The organism is Sphingobacterium sp. UT-1RO-CII-1, assembly GCF_026711005.1.
In the GTDB taxonomy this organism is placed as follows: Bacteria; Bacteroidota; Bacteroidia; order Sphingobacteriales; family Sphingobacteriaceae; genus Sphingobacterium.
The window spans coordinates 81,086-102,054 of sequence record NZ_JAPPVJ010000010.1; the positions used below are offsets into that span (position 1 = coordinate 81,086).

A 20,969-nucleotide genomic window follows, 5' to 3' on the forward strand; every position below is an offset into this window, starting at 1 on the left:
TGTCTAAATTTTAAGGCAATGCCAAAGGCTGTACATACAATTTAGTACCTTTGCGCTATGTCGGCAGAAATAATCGCTCAGGATACAATTGTTGCATTGGCCACCTCACCCGGAGCCAATGGTGCTATAGCTGTGATACGTCTTTCGGGAGAGAAGGCTATACAGATTGTGAATAAGGTTTTTAAAGGTAAAGATTTGCTTCTTCAGCCCTCGCATACGATTCATTTCGGAACTATCCGTGATGGAGAGGAGGTTATCGATGAGGTATTGGTTTCTTTGTTTGTGGGGCCCAATTCGTATACAAAAGAACATGTCGTGGAAATTTCTACGCACAACTCTAAGTATATCATAGAACGTGTAATCGGTTTGTTAATGAAGCAAGGGGCAAGAGCTGCGCGTGCAGGAGAATTTACGCTTCGGGCATTTTTGAATGGTGGTTTAGATTTGTCCCAAGCCGAGGCTGTAGCCGATCTTATTGCATCTAACTCTGCCGCTTCTCATCAGGTTGCTATGCAGCAGATGCGTGGTGGTTTTTCAAACCAGCTGAAACAATTGCGTGAAGATCTAGTGCATTTTGCATCCTTAATTGAATTGGAGCTTGATTTTGCCGAGGAGGATGTAGAGTTTGCAAATAGAGATCAGTTGAAGTCTTTAGTGAAAAATATTCACCAGGTAATTCGTAAGCTTATTGATTCTTTCGAGCAAGGAAATGTTTTAAAGAATGGTGTTCCGGTGGTTATAGCTGGTAAGCCTAATGTGGGTAAATCGACGCTTTTAAATGCGCTGCTGAATGAAGAGCGGGCCATTGTGTCTGATATTGCTGGAACCACACGGGATACTATAGAGGATGAAATTAATATAAATGGCATTACTTTTCGATTTATCGATACGGCCGGCATCCGTGAGACAGTCGATGTCATCGAAGCGAAGGGGGTAGAACGCACGCGTGAGAAAATGAAACAAGCGCGTTTGATAATTTATTTATTTGACCCTTTGCAGGATCAGATTGAAGAGGTTCAAGAACAGATAAAAGAAGTTGATGAACTCGGAATACCTTATGTAACGCTTATCAATAAGGCTGATCTTTTGACCGTAGAGCAGAAGAAAACTTATCAAATTTTAAGCCCGCTCTATATATCGGCTAAGGAAAAAGAAGGGATAGATGAATTAAAAGAAGAGCTTTTAAACCAAGTAAACCTTTCTAAAATCAATACCGACGACGTGATGGTAACCAATATAAGGCACGTAGAAGCTCTGCAGCTTACTTTAGAATCATTAGATCGGGTGCTTTATGGCATTGATAATCCTGTGACTTCTGATTTTTTAGCGATGGATATTCGTCAATCGCTATATCATTTAGGTGAAATAACCGGAACGGTAACAACGGATGATTTATTGGAAAATATTTTCTCTAAGTTCTGTATCGGGAAATAAGACTAACGTATCGTTAAGTTATTTGAGAGACTGCCTGTATAAGCAGTCTCTTTTGTGTTTAAAGCAAAAAACTGACAAAAAGAAGCTTAAGACTGTCAACCTGTCCTATAGTGTTGCTTTGGAATATACATTGATAAGCCTATTAATGGTTACAAATCGTAAATAATAAATACAAAATATAATATGGAAGAAAAAGGTACTATTTCGATTCACACGGAGAATATCTTCCCGGTGATAAAAAAGTTCTTATACTCGGATAACGAGATCTTTTTGCGTGAGTTGGTTTCTAACGCTGTGGATGCTTCCCAGAAGATTAAGCGCTTGTCCTCTTTAGGGCAGTTTCAGGGAGAAGTTGGGGACGTGACAGTTGATGTTAAGCTTGATGAAGCGGCTAAAACGATTACAATTTCTGATCGTGGTATAGGTATGACTGCCGAAGAAATTAAAAAATATATCAATCAGGTTGCTTTTTCAGGAGCTACTGAATTTATGGAGAAGTTTAAAGAAGCTAACGATGCAAACGAGATTATCGGGCGTTTTGGTTTAGGCTTCTACTCTGCATTTATGGTAGCAGATCGTGTAGAGATTGATTCTTTGTCTTACCAAGATGGAGCAGTTTCAGCGCACTGGACTTGTGATGGTAGTACATCTTACGAAATTTCAGCAGGCACACGTACAGATCGTGGTACGGATGTTATTTTACATATTAATGAGGAGTCTGCCGAGTTTTTAAGCCAAAACAGAATTAGCGAAATATTAAATAAATATGCACGCTTTTTGCCTGTTCCTGTTCGTTTCGGGACAAAAACAGAGTCTCAGCCCGACGGCGAAGACGAAGAAGGCAAACCAAAATACACGTCGGTAGAGGTTGATAATATTATCAACAATACGAACCCAGCTTGGACGAAAGCACCTGCTGATCTGACAGATGAAGATTACTTAGCTTTCTATCGTGAGCTGTATCCGTATTCTATGGATGAGCCTTTATTCTGGATTCACTTAAACGTCGATTATCCGTTCAACTTAACAGGGATTTTATACTTCCCGAAAGTGAAAAATGAGATGGATATACAGCGTAACAAAATACAGTTGTACTCCCGTCAGGTTTTCATTACAGAAGAAGTTAAGGACATTGTTCCTGAGTTTTTAATGCTTTTACAAGGTGTGATTGACTCGCCAGACATTCCACTGAACGTGTCTCGTTCGTTCTTACAGGCAGATAGTAATGTTAAAAAGATCAATAACTACATTACCCGTAAGGTAGCTGATAAGTTGAACGAAATCTTTAAACAGGATCGTAAGAACTTTGAAGAAAAATGGAATGACATCAGCTTGTTTATCAAATATGGTATGTTGAGCGATGAGAAGTTTGCAGAGAAAGCAAATGACTTCTGCTTAATTGAAAATACGGCTAAGGAAAGCTATACACTGAAAGAATATTACGAAAAAGTAAAAGATATTCAGGTCGATAAAGATGGTAATATCATCTACTTATACAGTAGTGACGTAGCGCAGCAGGATAGCTTTATTGCATCAGCAAAAGCAAAAGGCTATGATGTGCTTGTCTTGGATGGTCAGCTTGATACACACTTTGTAGGTTATCTGGAGCAAAAAGGCGGCGAGAAAATCCAAGCCAAGCGTGTTGATGCCGACACGATTGATAAACTTATTCAGAAAGACGAAAAGGTGGAGCTAGTGCTATCTGAAGAGGAAAGCAAGCAAGCTTCTTCTATTTTTGAGAAAGCGATATCAAGAGCGGATATGAAAGTTGAAATCGAAGCGCTTGCGACAGATGAACTTCCTGTTTCTGTTACGATGGATGAGTTTATGCGTCGTATGAAAGATATGGCAAAAACCGGTGGCGGTGGCATGGGCTTCTACGGCACGATACCAGACAGCTATAAAGTAACAGTTAATGGTAATCACCCATTGGTGAAACGTATCTTGGAAAGCACAGAACAAGAAGGAGAACAATTGGCTAAACAGGCTTTTGATTTAGCTTTATTATCGCGTGGTTTATTGACAGGCGCAGACCTTACTTCTTTTGTAAAGCGTAGTGTGGAGTTGATTTAAGAAAAACCCTATATAACTTTAAGAGGCTGTCACTTTTTCTAAAGGGCAGCCTTTTTTTTATTACAACAATTTACCCGATACTATAGCATCCGGTTTATGTTTACTGCTTGTTGCTAATATGGAAGGAATATATAATCCATTTGCTTTTAAAGCGTTTTTAGAGCGAGCTCTCTCCGTGTTATTTTTGTATGCATAGGGAGCTTTTAGCATTGTTTGCCCCCTATATTAGGTTAGAATAAATGGTTGAAAATAGTTTGTGTTAAATTATCTCATTAGAAATGAACTTATTCGCTTTTTAACTGTGTTTTTGTGTTAATTATATTTGGATGATATCGATTATTATCCTACTTTTGTATCATCAAAATCACGGTGGATATAGCTCAGCTGGTTAGAGCACTAGATTGTGGTTCTAGGGGTCGTCGGTTCGAACCCGATTATCCACCCCAGATTTATAAAGCCTCTCCGAAACGAGAGGCTTTTTTTATATCCTAAATTTCCTGTATTTCTTTCTTAACCTATGGTAATGCTTTTGCTTGTTATTGGCTGTATTTTTGTACTAAATAAATCAGATACAATTGATTATGGCTACAAGAAAAATTGAAAGAATAGTAAAACCAAGCGCTCCACATTTTGTAGGCGATGGATTTAGAGTTCACAACTTTATTCCTGGCGCAGCAGGTTTGGATCAAAAGCGGATGAATCCGTTTATTTTGATGGATTATAATTCCAAGTTTTACTTTCCACCTACTGATACCCCTCGTGGGGTTGGGGTACATCCACATCGTGGGTTCGAGACAGTCACAATCGCCTATAAAGGTCGAGTGGCACATGGTGATAGTAGTGGCGGTGGCGGCGTGATTGCCGAGGGAGACGTACAATGGATGACAGCTGCTTCCGGTGTTTTGCATAAAGAATATCACGAAGAAACTTTCAGTAAAGAGGGAGGCGATTTTCACATGGTCCAGCTATGGGTTAATTTGCCAGCCAAGGATAAAATGTCTACACCAAAATATCAAGGCATCCGTAATGCTGATATCGCTAAATACGACCTTCCAAATGAAGGTGGTTATGTAGAGGTAATAGCTGGTAATTATAAAGATGTATTAGGAAGTGCTTCTACGTTTACTCCTCTTTATTTGTTAAATCTTCGGTTAAACAAAGGGGGAGAAGTTCCATTAAGTTTTTCCACAGGTTTTAATACAGCACTTTTAGTTGTTGAAGGAAGCATACGTGTAAATAATGAGGAAGATGTCCCAACAGATCATCTTGTACTGTTCGAGAATAATGCTGAAGAGTTTACTGTAACAGCCACAGCTGATGCGGTTGTACTGGTTATGAGTGGCGAACCCATTGACGAACCTATAGTTTCTTACGGGCCTTTTGTAATGAATACTCAAGAGGAGATAGTTCAAGCTATGGAAGATTTTCAGGCTGGTAAATTTGGACGTTTAGAAGATTAGAATTTTTTATTTATTGTTTCTAATAGTGGAGAGGTTTCAATCAGCTGAAGTCTCTCCTTTTTTTTGAAAATGCGTAGGTTTATTACTGCTTTGTTTATAGAAAAGGGCTGGGACTCGAAACCCTTAAAATCGAGATCGAAGTTTGGGCAGCTAAGCAGTAATAATCGGTCAGAAAAACAATTGAATTTATAAAGTCGTTGGGTTCGTCTGACGGCTTTTTTTATTTTGACTTCTTTCACAAATCTCCTCTTTCTTTAAGCCTACAGTACAACAGTTTAAGCTGTTGCTGCAGCAGACTTTCAGCGATGTATAGAAGTCGCATCACAATCTTTTGAAAACTCTCTCTCTTGTATTGCGTAATAGTTAAGTCGATATTATTAAACTATTAAGTCTCTGTTTGGCTTTTTGTTTTCTGTTTTACACGGTTATATTAGCCGTGAAGCAATTATTTTCTACATCTCACAAGCAATAATGTAGTTTTTTAATGTTTAATGTTAGTTACTGAATTTTCTGTATTAACTTTTTGTTAAATCGGCAGATGTGAGAAATAGAGGTATATCGTTTATGAAATTGTAAGTATGAAAGGGTTTGTTTTTTTAGTTCAACAGGAACTAAAGCAAGAATTTTAGATACATACTGTATTTGAATTGAAATTATTAACAAAGCTGTTCCCGTTTTTTAAAGCTAAGGTTTATGAATAGGAACGTATAAAATGAAATTTTCTTATAGCGTAGGTATGTAGATCACGTGTTTACAGACTGCGCATAGTACTCATGATAGATAAATATAGTTTAATATCAATAATTTTTAATACGATGAAGAAACCAATGGGTATTCATTTTAAAATTTTCCGAACGACGTTCTGGTCGTGTCTGATTTCACTTTCTTTGTACTCCTGTAAAGAGGATGCTGCCGAGACAACACTGGAGATACAGCACGATCCTAACAAGCCTATTTCCTTAACTTCGTTCCACCCTGTAGAAGGTGGTGCGCGTGACAAAATTCTTTTAGATGGTAGTAACTTTGGAACAGATCCTAGTAAGATTAAGGTATATTTCAACAATACTAAAGCCTCTGTAGTATCTTCTAGCGGCGAGCGTATTTATGCTATTGTTCCTCGTCTGCCAGGCGACGATCCACGAATATCGGTGGTTGTCGGAAAGGATTCTATGACCTACGATAATTCTTTTTTATATAATATTCAGGCACAGGTAAGTACAGTCACTGGCAACGGAGAGAAAAGGTTTACAGCAGGTCCATTATCGGCAGCAGAGGTCTATGGTAAATATCTAGAATTGGATGCTGAGGGGAATATCTTTATGTCATGGCGAGATGGCGGAACTTTTGGTGTAGCCCGTATCAGCGAGCGCCAAAACGTAGTAACTCCCCTGATCGAGGCTGTAGCTGCAGAAAGAGTTTTATTTGCTAACGGTTTGACAGTAGATCGTGAAACCGGGATACTCACGGCAGCACATGAGTCGGTAAAAGAAGTTATGTTCACGTTCGATCCGCGCGAAGCTTGGTACCCACGACAAAAGAACGTGAAATTCTCTCCCGCTGATGTAAACTCTATTGTTGATGGAGATCGCTATAAAAATTTTATTACGTTTAGTCCTTGGGACGGTAACCTATACACTCGTTTCCGTGATGGTAAAGTTGCTCAAATCAACCCGAATACTTTAGAAGCAAAGATTGTACATCAAGGGCCTTACGGCTCGCAGTACGGTCAGGCAATTAATCCAGCAAAGCCGTGGCTCTTGTACATAACACTGCATTCTAATGCTAATCCAACCGAATTTAGGCAAGGTATCTCTGTGTTAGATCTTCGTGACCCTGATGGTACGGGTGGTTTTAAGCGTTTAAATGCTCCAGGGGGTAGTGGGTTTCGCGATGGGCCGTTGGAAGACGCCTTATTCAATTATCCTAAAGATATCAAATTTGATAATGATGGCAATATGTTCGTTGCCGATTATGGAAACCACTGTATTCGTATGGTTTCTGCAGATAACATTGTGACTACTGTGGCAGGACAGCCCGGAAAATCTGGCTATAAAGATGGCGGGCCTATTGAGTCATTATTTAAAGACCCATGGGGTGTTGCTGTTAATGATGACGGTGATATTTATGTGGCCGATTGGGGAAATGCACGCATCCGTAAACTAGTTATCGAATAATAAAGCTAATCCGTAAGATTATAATAATGAGAGTAATTAAAATTTTGTGTTTTTTGTTGTGTGTGTGCGTTAGTATCACGTATGGGCAGCAAGGAAAAAAGTTAACCATTAGCGGGACTGTGCTTGATGAAGTGGGCGGTCCGTTACGTAATGTATCTGTCTATCTAAAAGACAAACCAAGTACCGGGGGATCAACTGATAATCAAGGGAAGTTTAATATTGAAGTAACCTACGGCGATAAAATTGTAGTTAGTATTGTTGGTTACGAGCCTTTTGAGCATCTGGCCATTGAGTCCGTAGCTGGACTGAGAATTCAACTTACTGAGAAAAGTTCGGCTATTGATGAGGTTGTTGTTGTGGGGTTAGGAGCGGTTGAAAGAAAAATCAGTTCTGTCGGCGCGATTACTACTGTTGACACGAAAGACTTACAGACTCCCGCACCATCAATCACTAATTTATTAGGAGGACGTGCTGCTGGTGTCATCTCTTTGCAGGGGAGTGGCGAGCCAGGTAAAAACATAGCTGACTTCTGGGTGCGTGGTATAGGTACTTTTGGAGCAAATAGCAGTGCGCTTGTTCTGATCGATGGTTTGGAAGGCGACCTGAACACGATAGACCCGGCCGATATTGAGAGCTTTTCTATTTTGAAAGACGCTTCTGCTACAGCAGTATATGGTGTACGTGGAGCGAATGGTGTTGTCCTCGTGACGACCAAAAAGGGATTGGTTGATAGAATTCAGATCACAGGACGTGTAAATACAACTTTGTCAACTCTAAATCGTCTGCCAAAATATTTACGTGCTAATGATTATGCAACATTAGCTAATGAAGCGGCTATAGTGCGCGGGGAAGGTCCTCTATATGACGAGACCGAAATGGGCATCATTCGCGATGGTTTAGATTTGGACATGTATCCTGATGTAAGCTGGCAAGATGAAATAATGAACAAAACATTCTGGCGTAAGAGTTTTTATGCTAGTGGTCGTGGCGGTACAGAAGTAGCACGCTATTTTTTAAGTCTGGGTGGTAATAGCCAAACTGCAGCTTACAAGGTTGATAAAAATAGTGTGTATAGTTCCAATGTTGGTTTTAATAATTATAACTATAGAATAAACTTAGACGTCAATTTAACGCCCACCACTAAGGTTTACTTAGGATCAGATGGTTTTCTATCAAAGTTAGATCAGCCGGGGCTGGCCAATACCGATTATATATGGGGTGCGCAGGCCCGATTAACTCCTTTGGCAGTTCCAACGCAGTATTCAAATGGTCTTTTCCCAGCCATCGGTACGGGCGATGGGTCTTCACCTTATGTGATGATCAACCGCACAGGAAAAGCGTCAGACCAAGTGTATAAAGGAAAAGCTACACTCGCATTAAATCAAGACCTTTCGAGTTTATTAAAAGGGCTTAAATTTAGGGTGCAGGGAGCTTATGATATTAATAGTTACTTCGAAGAGCGCAGGCGTGTTCAGCCGCCGCTTTATAGAGCGCTTGGGCGCGATTATAATGGCGAGCTTATTATGCAAGAAACTGTTCAAGAACAGAAAGCGTCCTACACTAGATCGACTAGACAGTTCCGAAAATATCACTTTGAGTCAGTCGTAAACTACGATCAGGTTTTTGGTAAAGATCACCGTACATCAGCTTTAATATATTATTATATTAGTGATGCAAAAGATACAAAAGATGCTACCAATAACTTGTCAGCCATTCCATTACGCTATCAAGGGGTGTCAAGTCGTTTGACTTATGGCTTTCGAGATACTTACCTCTTAGATGTTAACTTTGGTTATACCGGTTCAGAAAACTTCCAGCCAGGCAGACAATATGGGTTCTTCCCATCTATTGCAATGGGGTGGGTACCTTCTAGCTATAAGTTTGTCCAAGAATCTATGCCTTGGTTGAATTATTTTAAAATTAGAGGTTCTTACGGTTCTGTAGGTAATGACCGTATCTCTGATGTTCGTTTTCCATACCTGACAAAGGCTAACGAAGGTACAGCGAATATATGGGGAGTACCTGGTATAGAAACAATTCATGAAAATAGGATCGGAGCTGATAATCTAGCGTGGGAAAGGGCAATTAAATCTAATATAGGTATTGAGGGGAAGTTATTTAATAATAAGATTGATTTTGTGGTCGATTTCTTTAAAGATCAGCGAAACGGAATATTTCAAAAGAGAGTCCAGGTGCCAGACTATGTGGGTGTCGTAACCAGCCCTTTTGCAAATGTCGGTAAGATGAAAAGCTCTGGAGCTGACGGTAATATCAGCTATTCTGCAAAAATATCTAAAGACTATGGTTTTACGATCCGAGGCAATTTTACCTATTCTAAAAATGAAGTACAAAATTGGGAACAGGCCTATTTAGAGCATTCTTATTTAGAATATAAAGGTTATCCACTTAATGCGCTTCGCGGTTATCAAGCTATTGGCTTGTTTAAAGATGATGCTGATATTAAATACAGTCCGAAACAGACTTTCGGCAACGTTATGCCCGGAGATATTAAATACAAAGATGTCAACGGTGATGGTGTTATCGATAAGTTAGATATGGTTCCATTGGCTCATAACAATTATCCGCTATTAATGTATGGTATAGGAGGGGAGTTTAACTATAAAAACCTAACATTAGGTGTTTTATTCAAAGGAACAGGTAACACTCCGTTTTTCTATGGGGGTATGGGGTATGTTCCTTTTTATGGTGGCACGAGCGGCAATGTGCTCAGTATGGTGGCAGATCCTGCGAACAGATGGATTCCTATGGACTACGCTTTAGCCAACGGTATAGATCCTGCTTTGGCAGAAAATCCTAACGCTCGTTTTCCTCGTCTGCAATATGGCAATAATACCAATAACACGCAGAGATCGACCTTTTGGCAGGGAAACTCTAAGTATTTACGTCTACAGGAAGTAACGCTTAGTTACAGGTTAAATCAAGACTTTTTAAGAAGGGTTGGGGTTTCGTCAATGGATTTGCAGTTTGTCGGTAACAATTTATACGTATGGGATCAGGTGAAGATTTATGACCCTGAACAAGCCGAACATAACGGCAGAAAATACCCAATACCATCTACATATTCACTCCAAGTTTATATCAACTTTTAAGAGAAAGCAGCAGAAATGAGACATAATATCACAAATAAAATAGTAAAGGCAATTTTGATCGTTCATGTAATTCTCTTTGCAACATCCTGTAAAGACTATCTGAATATTGACGATTATTTCGACGATGAGTTTAATATCGACTCTGCGTTTACGAATGCCCGTTATATGGAGGCCTATATGTGGGGCGCTGCCGCTCTGTTTCCTGACGAAGCTCAGACTATACGTAATGGTTTTACGCCTGGTCCTATGGCTACGGATGAAGGTTTTAACGGTTTAACAGGTAGTGGTTCTAGTAATATTTATTATGGGATGGACTTTGCTACGGGACGTATTACTTCTGATTTTTTTGGCGATTCGAGCCCCAACCTCAATCAATGGGGTAATTATTATAAGATTATTCGTAAAACAAATAATATTCTCCAAAATTTAGATCAACCACGTGATTTAACCAATGATGATCGAGTGAGAATTGAGGGCTACACACGTTTTATCAGGGCGTATGCTTACTATAATCTTTTAATCGATTATGGGCCTCCAATTATACTAGGCGATGAAATTGTCAATACCAATGAATCTATTGAATATTACGACCGCCCGAGAGCTACTTACGACGAAGCTATGGAGTATACTTGCTCTGAATTGGAGAAAGCAGCTTTATTACTTCCTCGCGAAACTGCCATTTTAGATTTTGGCCGCCCAACAAAAGGTGCTGCCTTAGCTTTAATTGCGCGTCTCCGCTTGATTCATGCTAGTCCATTATTTAATGGTGGTCCAGTTGCCAACTCATATTTTGGCGCATGGACACGCTCTACCGATGGTGTACACTACGTTTCGCAAGAATACGACGAAAAAAGATGGGCTGTAGCAGCAGCAGCAGCTAAGCGTGTTATGGAAATGGGCATGTACAAGCTGTATACTACGCCTAGCGACGATAAAACCCCGACATTGCCTGCAGGCGTAAATGTCGATCCTAAGTTTTATGGAAACTATCCTAATGGTGCAGCAGGGATTGACCCATTCAAATCATATTCTAATATCTTTACAGGTGAGGCTGTGTCTGCCATCAATCCTGAATTGATTTGGGGTAGAAATACAAATTATATAAATACGACAATCAACCAAGGAGCTTTTCCTCCGTCATTAGGTGGTTGGGGACGTTTTTCTGTGACACAGAAAGTGGTTGATGCCTATTTAATGGATGACGGGCGGACAAAAGAACAAGCCTTAGCAGATGGTTATTACTCCGAGACTGGCTTTACTACCGAGCCGAGAAACTTCTCCGATTATCCGCTTAGATCAGGGGTATATAATATGTATGCCAATCGAGAAATGCGTTTTTATGCTTCTATAGGTTTTAACGAGGCTGTTTGGCAGGCGCTATCAAGTTCGACACGTAATAATCATGTGGCTAAATATTACTATCAAGATGTTGATGGACGTGGAGGGGTAACAGCATCTTCGCCCAACTATCCGATTACGGGTTACGTGATCAAGAAATTTGCACACCCTATGGATGCTTTTCAAGGAACGGGAGCTCGGCGAATGGAAAAATCATATCCTATTATCAGATATGCTGAAATCTTACTGAGCTATGCCGAAGCATTGAATAATCTTACTGGAAGCCATACAGTGCAGTTGGATGATCAAACCTATACAGTAAGCCGCGATGTAGAAGCAATTAAAGGTTCTTTTAACCAGGTGCGTTACAGAGCTGGATTACCTGGGTTGTCCGATGCGCAGTTAGCAAGTAGAGATGATGTGCAGCAGCAACTAGAAAGAGAAAGAATGGTTGAGTTTTTATGGGAGAATAGACGCTATTATGACGTCCGTCGGTGGGGCATCTATGAAGAAACAGAGCGTGAGCCTATGCGAGGCATGAACCCCGATGGCGCAACGAAAGAAACATATTATCAGCGCGTCATACCAGCTACTTCTTCTTTCTTATCTAGGGTTGTTAATAAAAGAGCTATTTGGGTACCTATACCGAGAACAGAATTGAGAAGGCTACCTTCTCTTGATCAAAACCCTGGTTACTAATCGAAAATGTAAAGTAAGAAAATAGTATAAGATGATGAAAAGAACTAGTTGGATGCTGATAGGACTTTCCTTTCTTTTTTCAGCCTGCAATGATAATGCAATATTTGAAAAGGAAATGTATAAAAATGTCGTTGCTTTAATAAGCAGTGGCCAGCATAATATTTTTGAAGAAGAAGTGGCTTTGGTGGACGGGGAGGTGTTAGGATACATTAGCGTCTCAGTTGGAGGTACGCAAGCACCTACGCAAGATCTGAATGTAGATTTAACCGAAGATCAGGCTCCGCTTGATAAATACAATTGGTCGCAATTTTACGGCGACGAGCGGCTCTATGCTAAGTTATTGCCAGCAGATAAATATGAAATTGAAAACTATTCAATTCAGGTAAAAGCTGGTGAACGGACCGGGCGCACAATGGTTAAATTAAACCCAGAGGGCCTGTCGCCTGACTCTACATATTTTATTGGTCTGAAAATGACGGGCAGAGAAGGAGTCGAAATAAATGAAAATAAAAACACCATACTCTACCAAGTGCTGATTAAAAATGATTACGCTTCTTTGGCGCAAAATTCATTTTATAGCATGTCTGGTATGGCTAATGGTATGGTGACTGCGGGCAATAAAAAAATGTTTCCGTTAAGTAAAAATAAAGTTCGAGTGGTGGCAGGTAATGAGACATTTAGTTCTACTGAAAAGAGTATCAACGAGAAGTCTATTATTTTAGAAGTTAACGAAGATAATAGTGTCACTGTAAAACCATACAAAGATATAAAAGTCACGATGGTCGATGGCGACACTAACTATCCCAATAGTTTTGAGATTGAAGAGTCGTACGGTAGGGTGATTAACGTATTTTTATTATCCTATGAATACACCATAGGCAAGAATACTGTATTAATGAAAGAACGTCTAGAAATGCAGGTTAAATAACCGCACAGTTTGCGGTAGTGCCTAGCCATAATTTTAAAAAGCTACACCATTACATTTTTTTAAAAATTGTAGTGGTGTAGCTTTTTTAATGAATAATGGTATTATCCAAACTGCAGTATGTTTTACTTTATATGTGATTAATGAACGCCTTATTTTGCAAACAACCTGCTGTTGATGTTACGCAGCTGATAGTCTCATGTCCGTTTTTAAAAACCGACGGCTTGTTGAAAGTCTGTAAACAAGAGAGTTCCTCTTAGTGCTTATAATTCGAGGGGTAGTAAGCGTCGTGTTTATGATGCTTTGGTTTTTTATGTTTTTTCTTCTGTTGCCCCGGTGCATGTCTTTTCGCAGATTTATCGCCATAAACCTTTTTTGCCTGTCCTGGTGGAAGATGACCGTGTGGATGTTGCTTACTGGTATAGCAGGACACTGTGGATAATGCAACGATAACTGCCGCCAAATAGGTAATATACTTCTTCATAAAATACATACGTACAATAAATACGCCAATCGATTTTGGTGTTGTTTTTTGTGAGGTTTTGTTCTGTTCTTTTTTTGATATAAAGTGCTTATCTTCAGAGTACCTAAATAATTAAATTATGATTGAAGATTGTGTTGTTATTATTGGTAGTGGTTTGTCTGGTTTGGTTGCTGCATATGAAATTACTAAAGCAGGCAAGAAAGTTGTGTTACTCGATCAAGAAACCGAGGCCAATATAGGAGGGCAGGCCTATTGGTCGTTCGGAGGGTTGTTTTTTATCAATAGCCCGTTACAGCGTAGAATGGGGGTGAGGGATTCTTATGAGTTGGGCGTGCAAGATTGGAAAGGTACAGCCGGTTTTGATAGGCCTGATGATTTTTGGCCTAGGCAGTGGGCTGATGCGTATGTCCGGTTTGCGGCCTATGACAAATACAAGTACGTTACAGAGCTTGGTCTCAAATTTTTTCCAATCGTTGGGTGGGCCGAGCGAGGTGCAGGCGACGCTAGTGGTCACGGAAACTCTGTACCCCGATTTCATGTAACTTGGGGTACTGGACCTGCCGTTATCAAACCTTTTGTAGATAAAGCTTATGAAGCAAAGGCGAAAGGATTATTAACATTTCGATTTCGACGCCGAGTTACCCGTTTGCTTATAAAGGATGGGCAAGTTCAAGGGGTTGAAGGGGATATTTTAGCAGCAGATTCTAAGCCTCGTGGCGAAAAAACAAATCGTGAAGTAGTAGGTAAATTTACTTTTCGGGCTAGTGAAGTTATCATCGCTTCTGGGGGCATTGGGGCTAATTTTGAACAGGTAAAACGAAATTGGCCACAGCGATTGAAAAAAGCACCCCAGCAGATGATTTGTGGTGTGCCCGATTACGTCGATGGAAAAATGATAGAGGTGGCTGAAGAAGCCGGAGCGCGGGTGATCAATAAGGATAGGATGTGGCACTATACGGAAGGGGTAAAAAACTGGAACCCCATTTGGAGTAATCATGGTATTCGTATCTTGCCAGGGCCTTCTTCAATTTGGTTAGATGCAACCGGAAAACGTTTTCCTTCTCCTTTTTATCCCGGGTTTGATACGTTGGGAACCTTGAAGCATATTCAAGAAACAGGTTATGAATATTCTTGGTTTATTCTTACACAGAAAATTATAAAGAAAGAATTTGCCCTTTCTGGTTCTGAACAGAACCCAGATTTGACAAATAAAGACTTGCTGTTAGTGATCAGTCGGCTTTTTGGTAAAAACGCTACCAAACCCGTCGAAAACTTTAAAGAACACGGTGAAGATTTTATTGTAGCCGACAACCTAAAAGACTTAATAAGCCAGATGAATACTCTTGCTGGAAATAATTTATTAATATATGAGCATATCAAAGAACAGATCGAGGAGAGAGATCGAGAGCTAGACAATAAGTATGGAAAGGATATTCAAATGAATTATCTTAAAAATACGAGAAAATATCTTGGCGATAAGTTGGCTAGAACTGCAAAACCCCACAAGATCTTGGATAGTAAAAACGGACCTTTAATTGCAGTGCGTTTGCACTTATTAACTAGGAAAACTCTAGGTGGCATTGAGACAAACTTAAATGGCGAAGTGTTTAACACTGAGGGGGATATTATAAAAGGTTTGTATGCAGTGGGAGAGGCAGCTGGTTTTGGTGGCGGGGGTGTACATGGGTATAGGGCGTTGGAGGGGACGTTCTTAGGTGGTTGCATTTTTACTGGTAAAAGAGCCGGAGAATATATTGCAAATAAATAACCTCGTAAGATGTTACATTATTTTTCAGGGCTACGTTTTTAGTTTATTGCTCTCAGTGAAATCCTACTTCATATTGTAGAAGTCGGCACATCGTAGCCTTCCTCTTTTTTTAGTCTTGAAAGAGTTCCTTGCGAAAAATTACTTTTTTCTGCGTATTTATCTCTACTAACCACTACACCATCAGTTTTTTATGGCGTTATAAATTTGTTTTTTAGGAATTGCTGGAACTTTCTAGTTTTACGATGAAGCTGAAAAGCTATTTGTAATGTCCTTTTAGGGAATAGACGTATAATTTATTGTCTTGAATGTGATAAATGTATCGATGTTCATGAGTGATTCTTCTTGACCATTTTGGCGCTAAATCATATTTTAAGGCTTCTGGTTTGCCTAGTCCTTAATAGGAATTCTCAAGGATAGATTTGGTGAGTTGGGCTATTTTCTTAAGGATTGCTTTGTTTCCTGTTTTTATCCAATAGTTGAGGTCTCCTTCAGCTTCGGGGAGATATATTATTTCCATAAGCGATCAAGTTCTTCAAGAGTTACTGACCGTCCTTTGCCCTCTTTCAAATCTTTGTCCCCCTTCTTTATTTTATCTACAAAATCCGGATTATAGGGGCTGTAATCAGAAGCTGTAGTCTCAAACTTCATCTTGAGTGCTTTAGCAACTGCTTTTATTGCCTCCAATTGTTCCTTATTTTCTGGATGTAATAATATTGCTTCCATAATCAATTTTCCTTTCAATTTTATTTAACACCATTTGGTTATGCCAGATAATAAGCAATACCAAGTTGTCATATTCATTGCATCAATATAACAAAGATACGATATTTTCATCTAAGCTTCTGTACTTTAGTGATTCTGATTAATATACCTTGGGTTGAAGTTGTTAACGCTGCTGTGGTTTGTATATATACTTGTTCACATCTCCTTTTTCTGTAGTATATACATGCCCCATTCTTTTTCATTATCTAATATAATGGTGATTTTTTTACCTTCATACGTTAATCTTTTTATTCTTACTCATAATTCCTCAAGGTTATAATTGGTTTTAGGCTGTTGCCCTAAGTGAAATCCTACTTCATCACATTCCAGATGATGTTGTTGAGCGGCGATACCATAGAGGATTGACTAATCTATTTAATCTTTATCTTCCAATATGTGATCGCTGGTTTGTTTTTGATAATATGGATCTCTTGCCTGAGATTATTGCCCAAGGACACGAATTTGGAGAATCAATTGTAAATAACGAACTTTGGTTTAGATTAAAAGCAGAATACAATGACTAAAGCAAATGAAGATGTAAAAAATAGTACAATCGCTTTGGGAGAGCGTATCCGTGGCGGTGTTCAAAAGGCACTTCGAAAGTTAGCCGAAGAAAGTGCAGCCAAAGGCGAGAGTTTGGTCGTAAAAATCGACGGTGAGATCAAAGAGGTCCCTGCTAAGGAGCTTTTAGCTACTCTTCCATAAATTAGATATATAAGCTCGGTAGCATAAGTGCTCGTATGGCAAACAATTGTTAATGTCAGTACTTCAAACATTGAAGCACTAGCATGGGGTTATTTACATTTTTCTACTCATTCTCTTTAAAAACTTGCTTATAAGTAGCGATACTTAATCTGAACCTGCAATATTTTATTTTACTCATAATTCCCCAAGGTTATAATTGGTTTTAGGCTGTTGCCCTAAGTGAAATCCTACTTTATATTGTAGAAGTCGGCACATCGTAGCCTTCCCCTTTTTTTAGTCTAGAAAGAGTTCCTTGCGAAATATCGCTTTTTTTCCCGTATTTATCACTACTAACCTCTAATTTATAAAATCAAGTGAACAGTTGATGTTGAATATGTCAGAAAGCATATTTCCATGAAGTTCAATATTCCCTATCTCGATCTCATTTGATATGAAATAGTCTTCAATAGAGACCGTGTTTGTATGTAGGTAGTCAATTATCTCATTTAGAATGAATGTTAAGTAATATCTTAGGTTGGAAGTTATATGTTCATTGTTTGTGTTGGTCGCTGCATCATGAATTATTTCATTTCGGAGACGGTATATTCTAGTAAAGTGAATTTCAAGATTTATTTTATGTTTGTTGAGATATTTTGTAGCTGATAATGGTCCGTCTCTTTAGGTAAACCATTTAGACAGTTTCTTAGTTCTATAGGCTAATAACGGATGTTGTGCCGACAATTCAGATTCGATTTGTATGTATAGATCTGGATTAAGAAAGTTCGCTAATTCATTGGTAAATAAAGGAATCTTTTGTTTATCGGCATTACTCAGTTGATTTATAGCTTTTAGGAGAGCAAAGCAATTTCTTTTGACATAAGCCCTAGCATGAGCATTTATAAAGTGGTCTTTTATTCTATTAATCGTGTTTTGACTTTCATAGTTTGAAAAAAGATACTCTAGACCTATCCAGTAGTTTATAAATTTATGTTCTACCTCAGTTGACTGATTTCCCAACCGTAGATATCTTACAGCAGACTTAATTTTATCTTTTGTTTCATTGGGGATATCTACATTATTTAATATCGCTGGAATCTTACTAGTAAATTGTTGATAATGGTCCATAGCAACTTTGTACTTTCCATCAAGTATGTTTATATTATTTTGAAAATCCCCAGCGCCAGGATTATCATTATCTATCACCAATACACGATTGTGAATATTCAGGTTTTCGTCCGCGAAACCGAGATTGATAACATCGAGATATTCCGAAAGAACACTTCTGGCTTTTTTTAATGCCGCTAGATAATCTGTCGCAGTTACATTGCATTTGAGGAATTTTCTGTTAGCGTGCTGCGAGTTGAAATTATTGAACTCATTTTGCCTATTCCCCATTAACTCGATTCCGTTGATAGTATCTTCTAGTTGAAAGCTTTCTGTTACAATATCAGTGATAGCAGAATACACCTGATCGGTTGTATCCATTCTGAATATAACTAGATACTCTTTTGGTGGATGATTGATTTTTTGTTCAAAATTTTCAAAATGATCTTCAAAATTTTTATCCATCGTAAGGGAGTTTACAAAAATTCCGTAAGCAATTTTATAAAGGTAACCTTTAGAGTATCCAATATTTATTAACTGACTTAATAAGATATTTAATGAGACATCAATTTTTTCCAGTACCTCGATTGAATTATCATTGCTTGCGATCAATTGTTTTAGTCCTGCGATGATATGGGATAAATAGTCAGTATTTTCTTTTTGTAATACATTGAGACAAGATATTACTTTAAGGTAATTATGTTCATCAATGTTTTTTAGGATATTATTCAGATAATTTTGAGATATGCTTCCAAAGCTCAAATAGTTTGGCTCTAATGCAAGAGAAGTTATACACTCATCAATTAGGGCATATTTTTTCGTTTCTTTAGCTTTGATCGTTTGAAAATGCTTTATTCTTCCATTCTTAAACTCTTGCAAACAATACCTTAGTTCTTCCATTACTGTTAAGGGATTATTTAGCCTCACTCGGTAAGAATCTATTGTCCCCATATAAAGCATTTCGACAATTTTTTCAATAAAAAAACGTTGAGATATGGTCAGTATACTATTTTTGTGATTGATTACTTGCATTTTAAAAAAAAATGTATCTTTGTACTAGGTTTTACAATTGACATAAAGATACGTTAAGTATACTAAAGATAAAAAAGGAAGACTAGGTTATCTTGGTTCTGGATACAATTCCGCGATTTAACTCTCTTCCTTAGATATTTTGAAGGGTTATCATTTTATGGTAACCCTTTTCTTATTTCCTCCAACATTCTTCTAAAACAAGGTCTGTTGTATTACAAGCTTATAGTGCTAGGCTTAATCTATTTATTATTACTTTTTCCCCGCTTCCTTGAAGGCGACGGGAATGATTAGTTTTAGACCATTGCCCTAAGTGAAGTCCTACTTCATTGTTTCAGTTTTTTAATAGCTTCGCTCTGTAACAACGATTTCATCTGCGTGATGGCTACTTTGTTTAGTTCGATTAGTCTATTGCTCTGTGGTAGTCCCTGTTGGATGAGTAATGCATTAATGCTTTCGAGATTGCTCAGTACGACCAGTTGTTCTATTGTAGCTTCATCCCTCATATTACCTTTCAGTTCAGGGTTAGCTTCACGCCATTCTTTGGCCGTCACACCAAAAAGAGCCATGTTTAGCAGATCCGCTTCTGTAGCATATACAAGCCCCATCTGTTGCTTAGTGATTTTATCCGGAATGAGATTTTCTTTTATTGCATCGGTATGTATATGGTAGTTCACTTTTGCCAAAGTCCGTTGCAGATTCCAGTCCAATTTAAGGCGGCTGCTCTCTTCGTCTTTAAGACGTTGAAATTCTGTTATTAAATAGAGCTTGAATTCTGGTGAAATCCAAGAGGCAAATTCAAAAGCTATATCCTTGTGCGCAAAAGTACCACCATACCGGCCAGATTTTGAAATGATACCTATTGCATTTGTTTCGTCAATCCAACGTTGAGGGGACAGTGTAAAATAGTTGCTTCCCGATTCAGTTCTAAACCTCTCGAATTCGATAGGTTTAAAAACGAGATTATTTAACTTTTCCCATAAACCTAGATATTCAATGGTACTCCGTGTACGTAGCCAGTTGTTGATAACTGAAAAGGGCTCGAGTTGATTCCTGTATTTAGCAATATCAGTTAGCGATATGTAATCCTTGTTATCAATTACTTTAAAATTTACATTTATTTCTTGGACTTGCAAAGTTCTACTTTTACTCATGTTTTTTTCGACGTTTTAATTGGTTTTAGGCTATTGCCTTAAGTGAAATCCTACTTCATTGTTTCAGTTTCTTTTTCTTGCAGATAGGCTTCAAATTCGATAAAGAAATCCTTTATGGAGTAATTTTCAAATTTACATATTTTATAAAGCGTTGAAATTGGCATGTCATACAGTTTTCTCTGTTTTATTTTTGATAACGTTGATCCAGCAACACCTGCCTCATTAGCATAGATATCTCTGGCAACTTCTTGGCCATTTACTTTATAGGTATCTAAAAATTTTATTGACAAAAAATCTACTAAATATACTTTGTAAGTATCTAGTCCAATATTTCTATTCATAATTCGTTTAAAAAAGTGAAAAAATAAACTCGTCGCGCTATCGACTAAGTGAAAAATATTTCTTATATTTGTATTAGTTATTATAAACGCGACAATTAATGAAGGCTACGTGCTTTCAATAACGATGTCACTCATGGTCGAAAACCGCTAATTTTCCATATGAGTTGAACGTGGTGTCGCCTTATTATTGGATTCAAATTATATTTATATATTTGAGCCAATAAGGCGCTCCATATCAGTCTCTGTGGAGCCTTGATTTATCAAGGAGGTCCTAGCGGTACCACGACCAGAGCTTTGGAGTGTTTTATTGGTTTACAATACCAATTTTTGATTCTTCAATCTTTTCGAGTTTCATCGTTATCATAAACTTTAAAAATTATGAGAACGAATTTTAAAACCAACAAAAGCCATCAGCTACCGATATCTCGTC

15 protein-coding genes, 1 tRNA gene and 1 pseudogene are annotated in these 20,969 nt (G+C 38.4%); 10 read left to right on the plus strand and 7 right to left on the minus strand.

Going from position 1 to position 20,969, the window contains the following annotated elements; translation table 11 throughout:
• The first annotated feature begins 57 nt into the window (after window positions 1-57).
• The 8 genes from mnmE (at window position 58) to ORI89_RS17875 (ending at window position 13,216) form a co-directional block, all read left to right on the plus strand.
• Window positions 58-1,434, plus strand: a complete 1,377-nt coding sequence (gene mnmE, locus ORI89_RS17840; protein WP_268231879.1) for a tRNA uridine-5-carboxymethylaminomethyl(34) synthesis GTPase MnmE — start codon at window positions 58-60, stop codon at window positions 1,432-1,434.
• Between the two features lie 183 nt (window positions 1,435-1,617).
• Window positions 1,618-3,507, plus strand: coding sequence for a molecular chaperone HtpG (htpG, locus tag ORI89_RS17845; RefSeq protein WP_268231880.1), 1,890 nt, complete (start codon window positions 1,618-1,620; stop codon window positions 3,505-3,507).
• A gap of 369 nt (window positions 3,508-3,876) precedes the next feature.
• Window positions 3,877-3,953, plus strand: a tRNA-His gene (locus ORI89_RS17850).
• Between the two features lie 135 nt (window positions 3,954-4,088).
• On the plus strand, window positions 4,089-4,967 hold the full coding sequence (locus ORI89_RS17855; RefSeq protein WP_268231881.1) for a pirin family protein: 879 nt from the start codon (window positions 4,089-4,091) through the stop codon (window positions 4,965-4,967).
• Between the two features lie 815 nt (window positions 4,968-5,782).
• On the plus strand, window positions 5,783-7,141 hold the full coding sequence (locus ORI89_RS17860) for an IPT/TIG domain-containing protein (protein WP_268231882.1): 1,359 nt from the start codon (window positions 5,783-5,785) through the stop codon (window positions 7,139-7,141).
• Between the two features lie 26 nt (window positions 7,142-7,167).
• On the plus strand, window positions 7,168-10,251 hold the full coding sequence (locus ORI89_RS17865) for a SusC/RagA family TonB-linked outer membrane protein (protein ID WP_268231883.1): 3,084 nt from the start codon (window positions 7,168-7,170) through the stop codon (window positions 10,249-10,251).
• A 15-nt stretch (window positions 10,252-10,266) separates the two neighbouring features.
• A complete protein-coding gene (locus ORI89_RS17870; RefSeq protein WP_268231884.1) occupies window positions 10,267-12,288 on the plus strand; it encodes a RagB/SusD family nutrient uptake outer membrane protein in 2,022 nt (673 codons plus the stop codon).
• Between the two features lie 31 nt (window positions 12,289-12,319).
• Entirely contained in the window at window positions 12,320-13,216 is an 897-nt protein-coding gene (locus ORI89_RS17875) for a BT_3044 domain-containing protein (protein ID WP_268231885.1), read from the plus strand.
• 253 nt (window positions 13,217-13,469) lie between these two features.
• On the opposite strand, the gene ORI89_RS17880 is transcribed toward ORI89_RS17875, so the two are convergent.
• On the minus strand, window positions 13,470-13,697 hold the full coding sequence (locus ORI89_RS17880; RefSeq protein ID WP_268231886.1) for a quinol oxidase subunit 4: 228 nt from the start codon (window positions 13,695-13,697) through the stop codon (window positions 13,470-13,472).
• A gap of 118 nt (window positions 13,698-13,815) precedes the next feature.
• On the opposite strand from ORI89_RS17880, the gene ORI89_RS17885 reads away from it, so the two are divergent.
• Window positions 13,816-15,465, plus strand: coding sequence for an FAD-binding dehydrogenase (locus ORI89_RS17885; RefSeq protein ID WP_268231887.1), 1,650 nt, complete (start codon window positions 13,816-13,818; stop codon window positions 15,463-15,465).
• A gap of 256 nt (window positions 15,466-15,721) precedes the next feature.
• Here the strand turns inward: ORI89_RS17885 and ORI89_RS19315 are convergent.
• The 3 genes and pseudogenes from ORI89_RS19315 to ORI89_RS17895 form a co-directional block, all read right to left on the minus strand.
• A pseudogene (locus tag ORI89_RS19315) lies at window positions 15,722-15,847 on the minus strand (type II toxin-antitoxin system YoeB family toxin); the annotation flags it as partial.
• A 12-nt stretch (window positions 15,848-15,859) separates the two neighbouring features.
• Complete coding sequence (locus tag ORI89_RS17890) at window positions 15,860-15,982, minus strand: hypothetical protein (protein WP_268231888.1); 123 nt, start codon at window positions 15,980-15,982, stop codon at window positions 15,860-15,862.
• The gene (locus tag ORI89_RS17895) at window positions 15,973-16,188 is read right to left on the minus strand and encodes a DUF2683 family protein (protein WP_268231889.1); all 216 of its coding nucleotides are present in this window, start codon (window positions 16,186-16,188) and stop codon (window positions 15,973-15,975) included. The genes ORI89_RS17890 and ORI89_RS17895 overlap by 10 nt, the downstream gene beginning before the upstream one ends.
• 555 nt (window positions 16,189-16,743) lie before the next feature.
• Between ORI89_RS17895 and ORI89_RS17900 the strand changes: the two genes are divergently transcribed.
• Window positions 16,744-16,932 carry a hypothetical protein gene (locus ORI89_RS17900; protein WP_268231890.1) on the plus strand — a complete coding sequence of 63 codons (189 nt, stop codon included), beginning with the start codon at window positions 16,744-16,746 and terminating at the stop codon, window positions 16,930-16,932.
• A 657-nt stretch (window positions 16,933-17,589) separates the two neighbouring features.
• Here ORI89_RS17900 and ORI89_RS17905 read toward each other — a convergent pair.
• The 3 genes from ORI89_RS17905 to ORI89_RS17915 form a co-directional block, all read right to left on the minus strand.
• Complete coding sequence (locus ORI89_RS17905) at window positions 17,590-19,047, minus strand: hypothetical protein (RefSeq protein WP_268231891.1); 1,458 nt, start codon at window positions 19,045-19,047, stop codon at window positions 17,590-17,592.
• A gap of 323 nt (window positions 19,048-19,370) precedes the next feature.
• Window positions 19,371-20,198 (minus strand): KilA-N domain-containing protein, encoded by an 828-nt coding sequence (locus ORI89_RS17910; RefSeq protein WP_268231892.1) that lies wholly within the window; start codon window positions 20,196-20,198, stop codon window positions 19,371-19,373.
• A 50-nt stretch (window positions 20,199-20,248) separates the two neighbouring features.
• Window positions 20,249-20,539, minus strand: a complete 291-nt coding sequence (locus ORI89_RS17915) for a helix-turn-helix domain-containing protein (protein ID WP_268231893.1) — start codon at window positions 20,537-20,539, stop codon at window positions 20,249-20,251.
• Window positions 20,540-20,969: the final 430 nt, after the last annotated feature.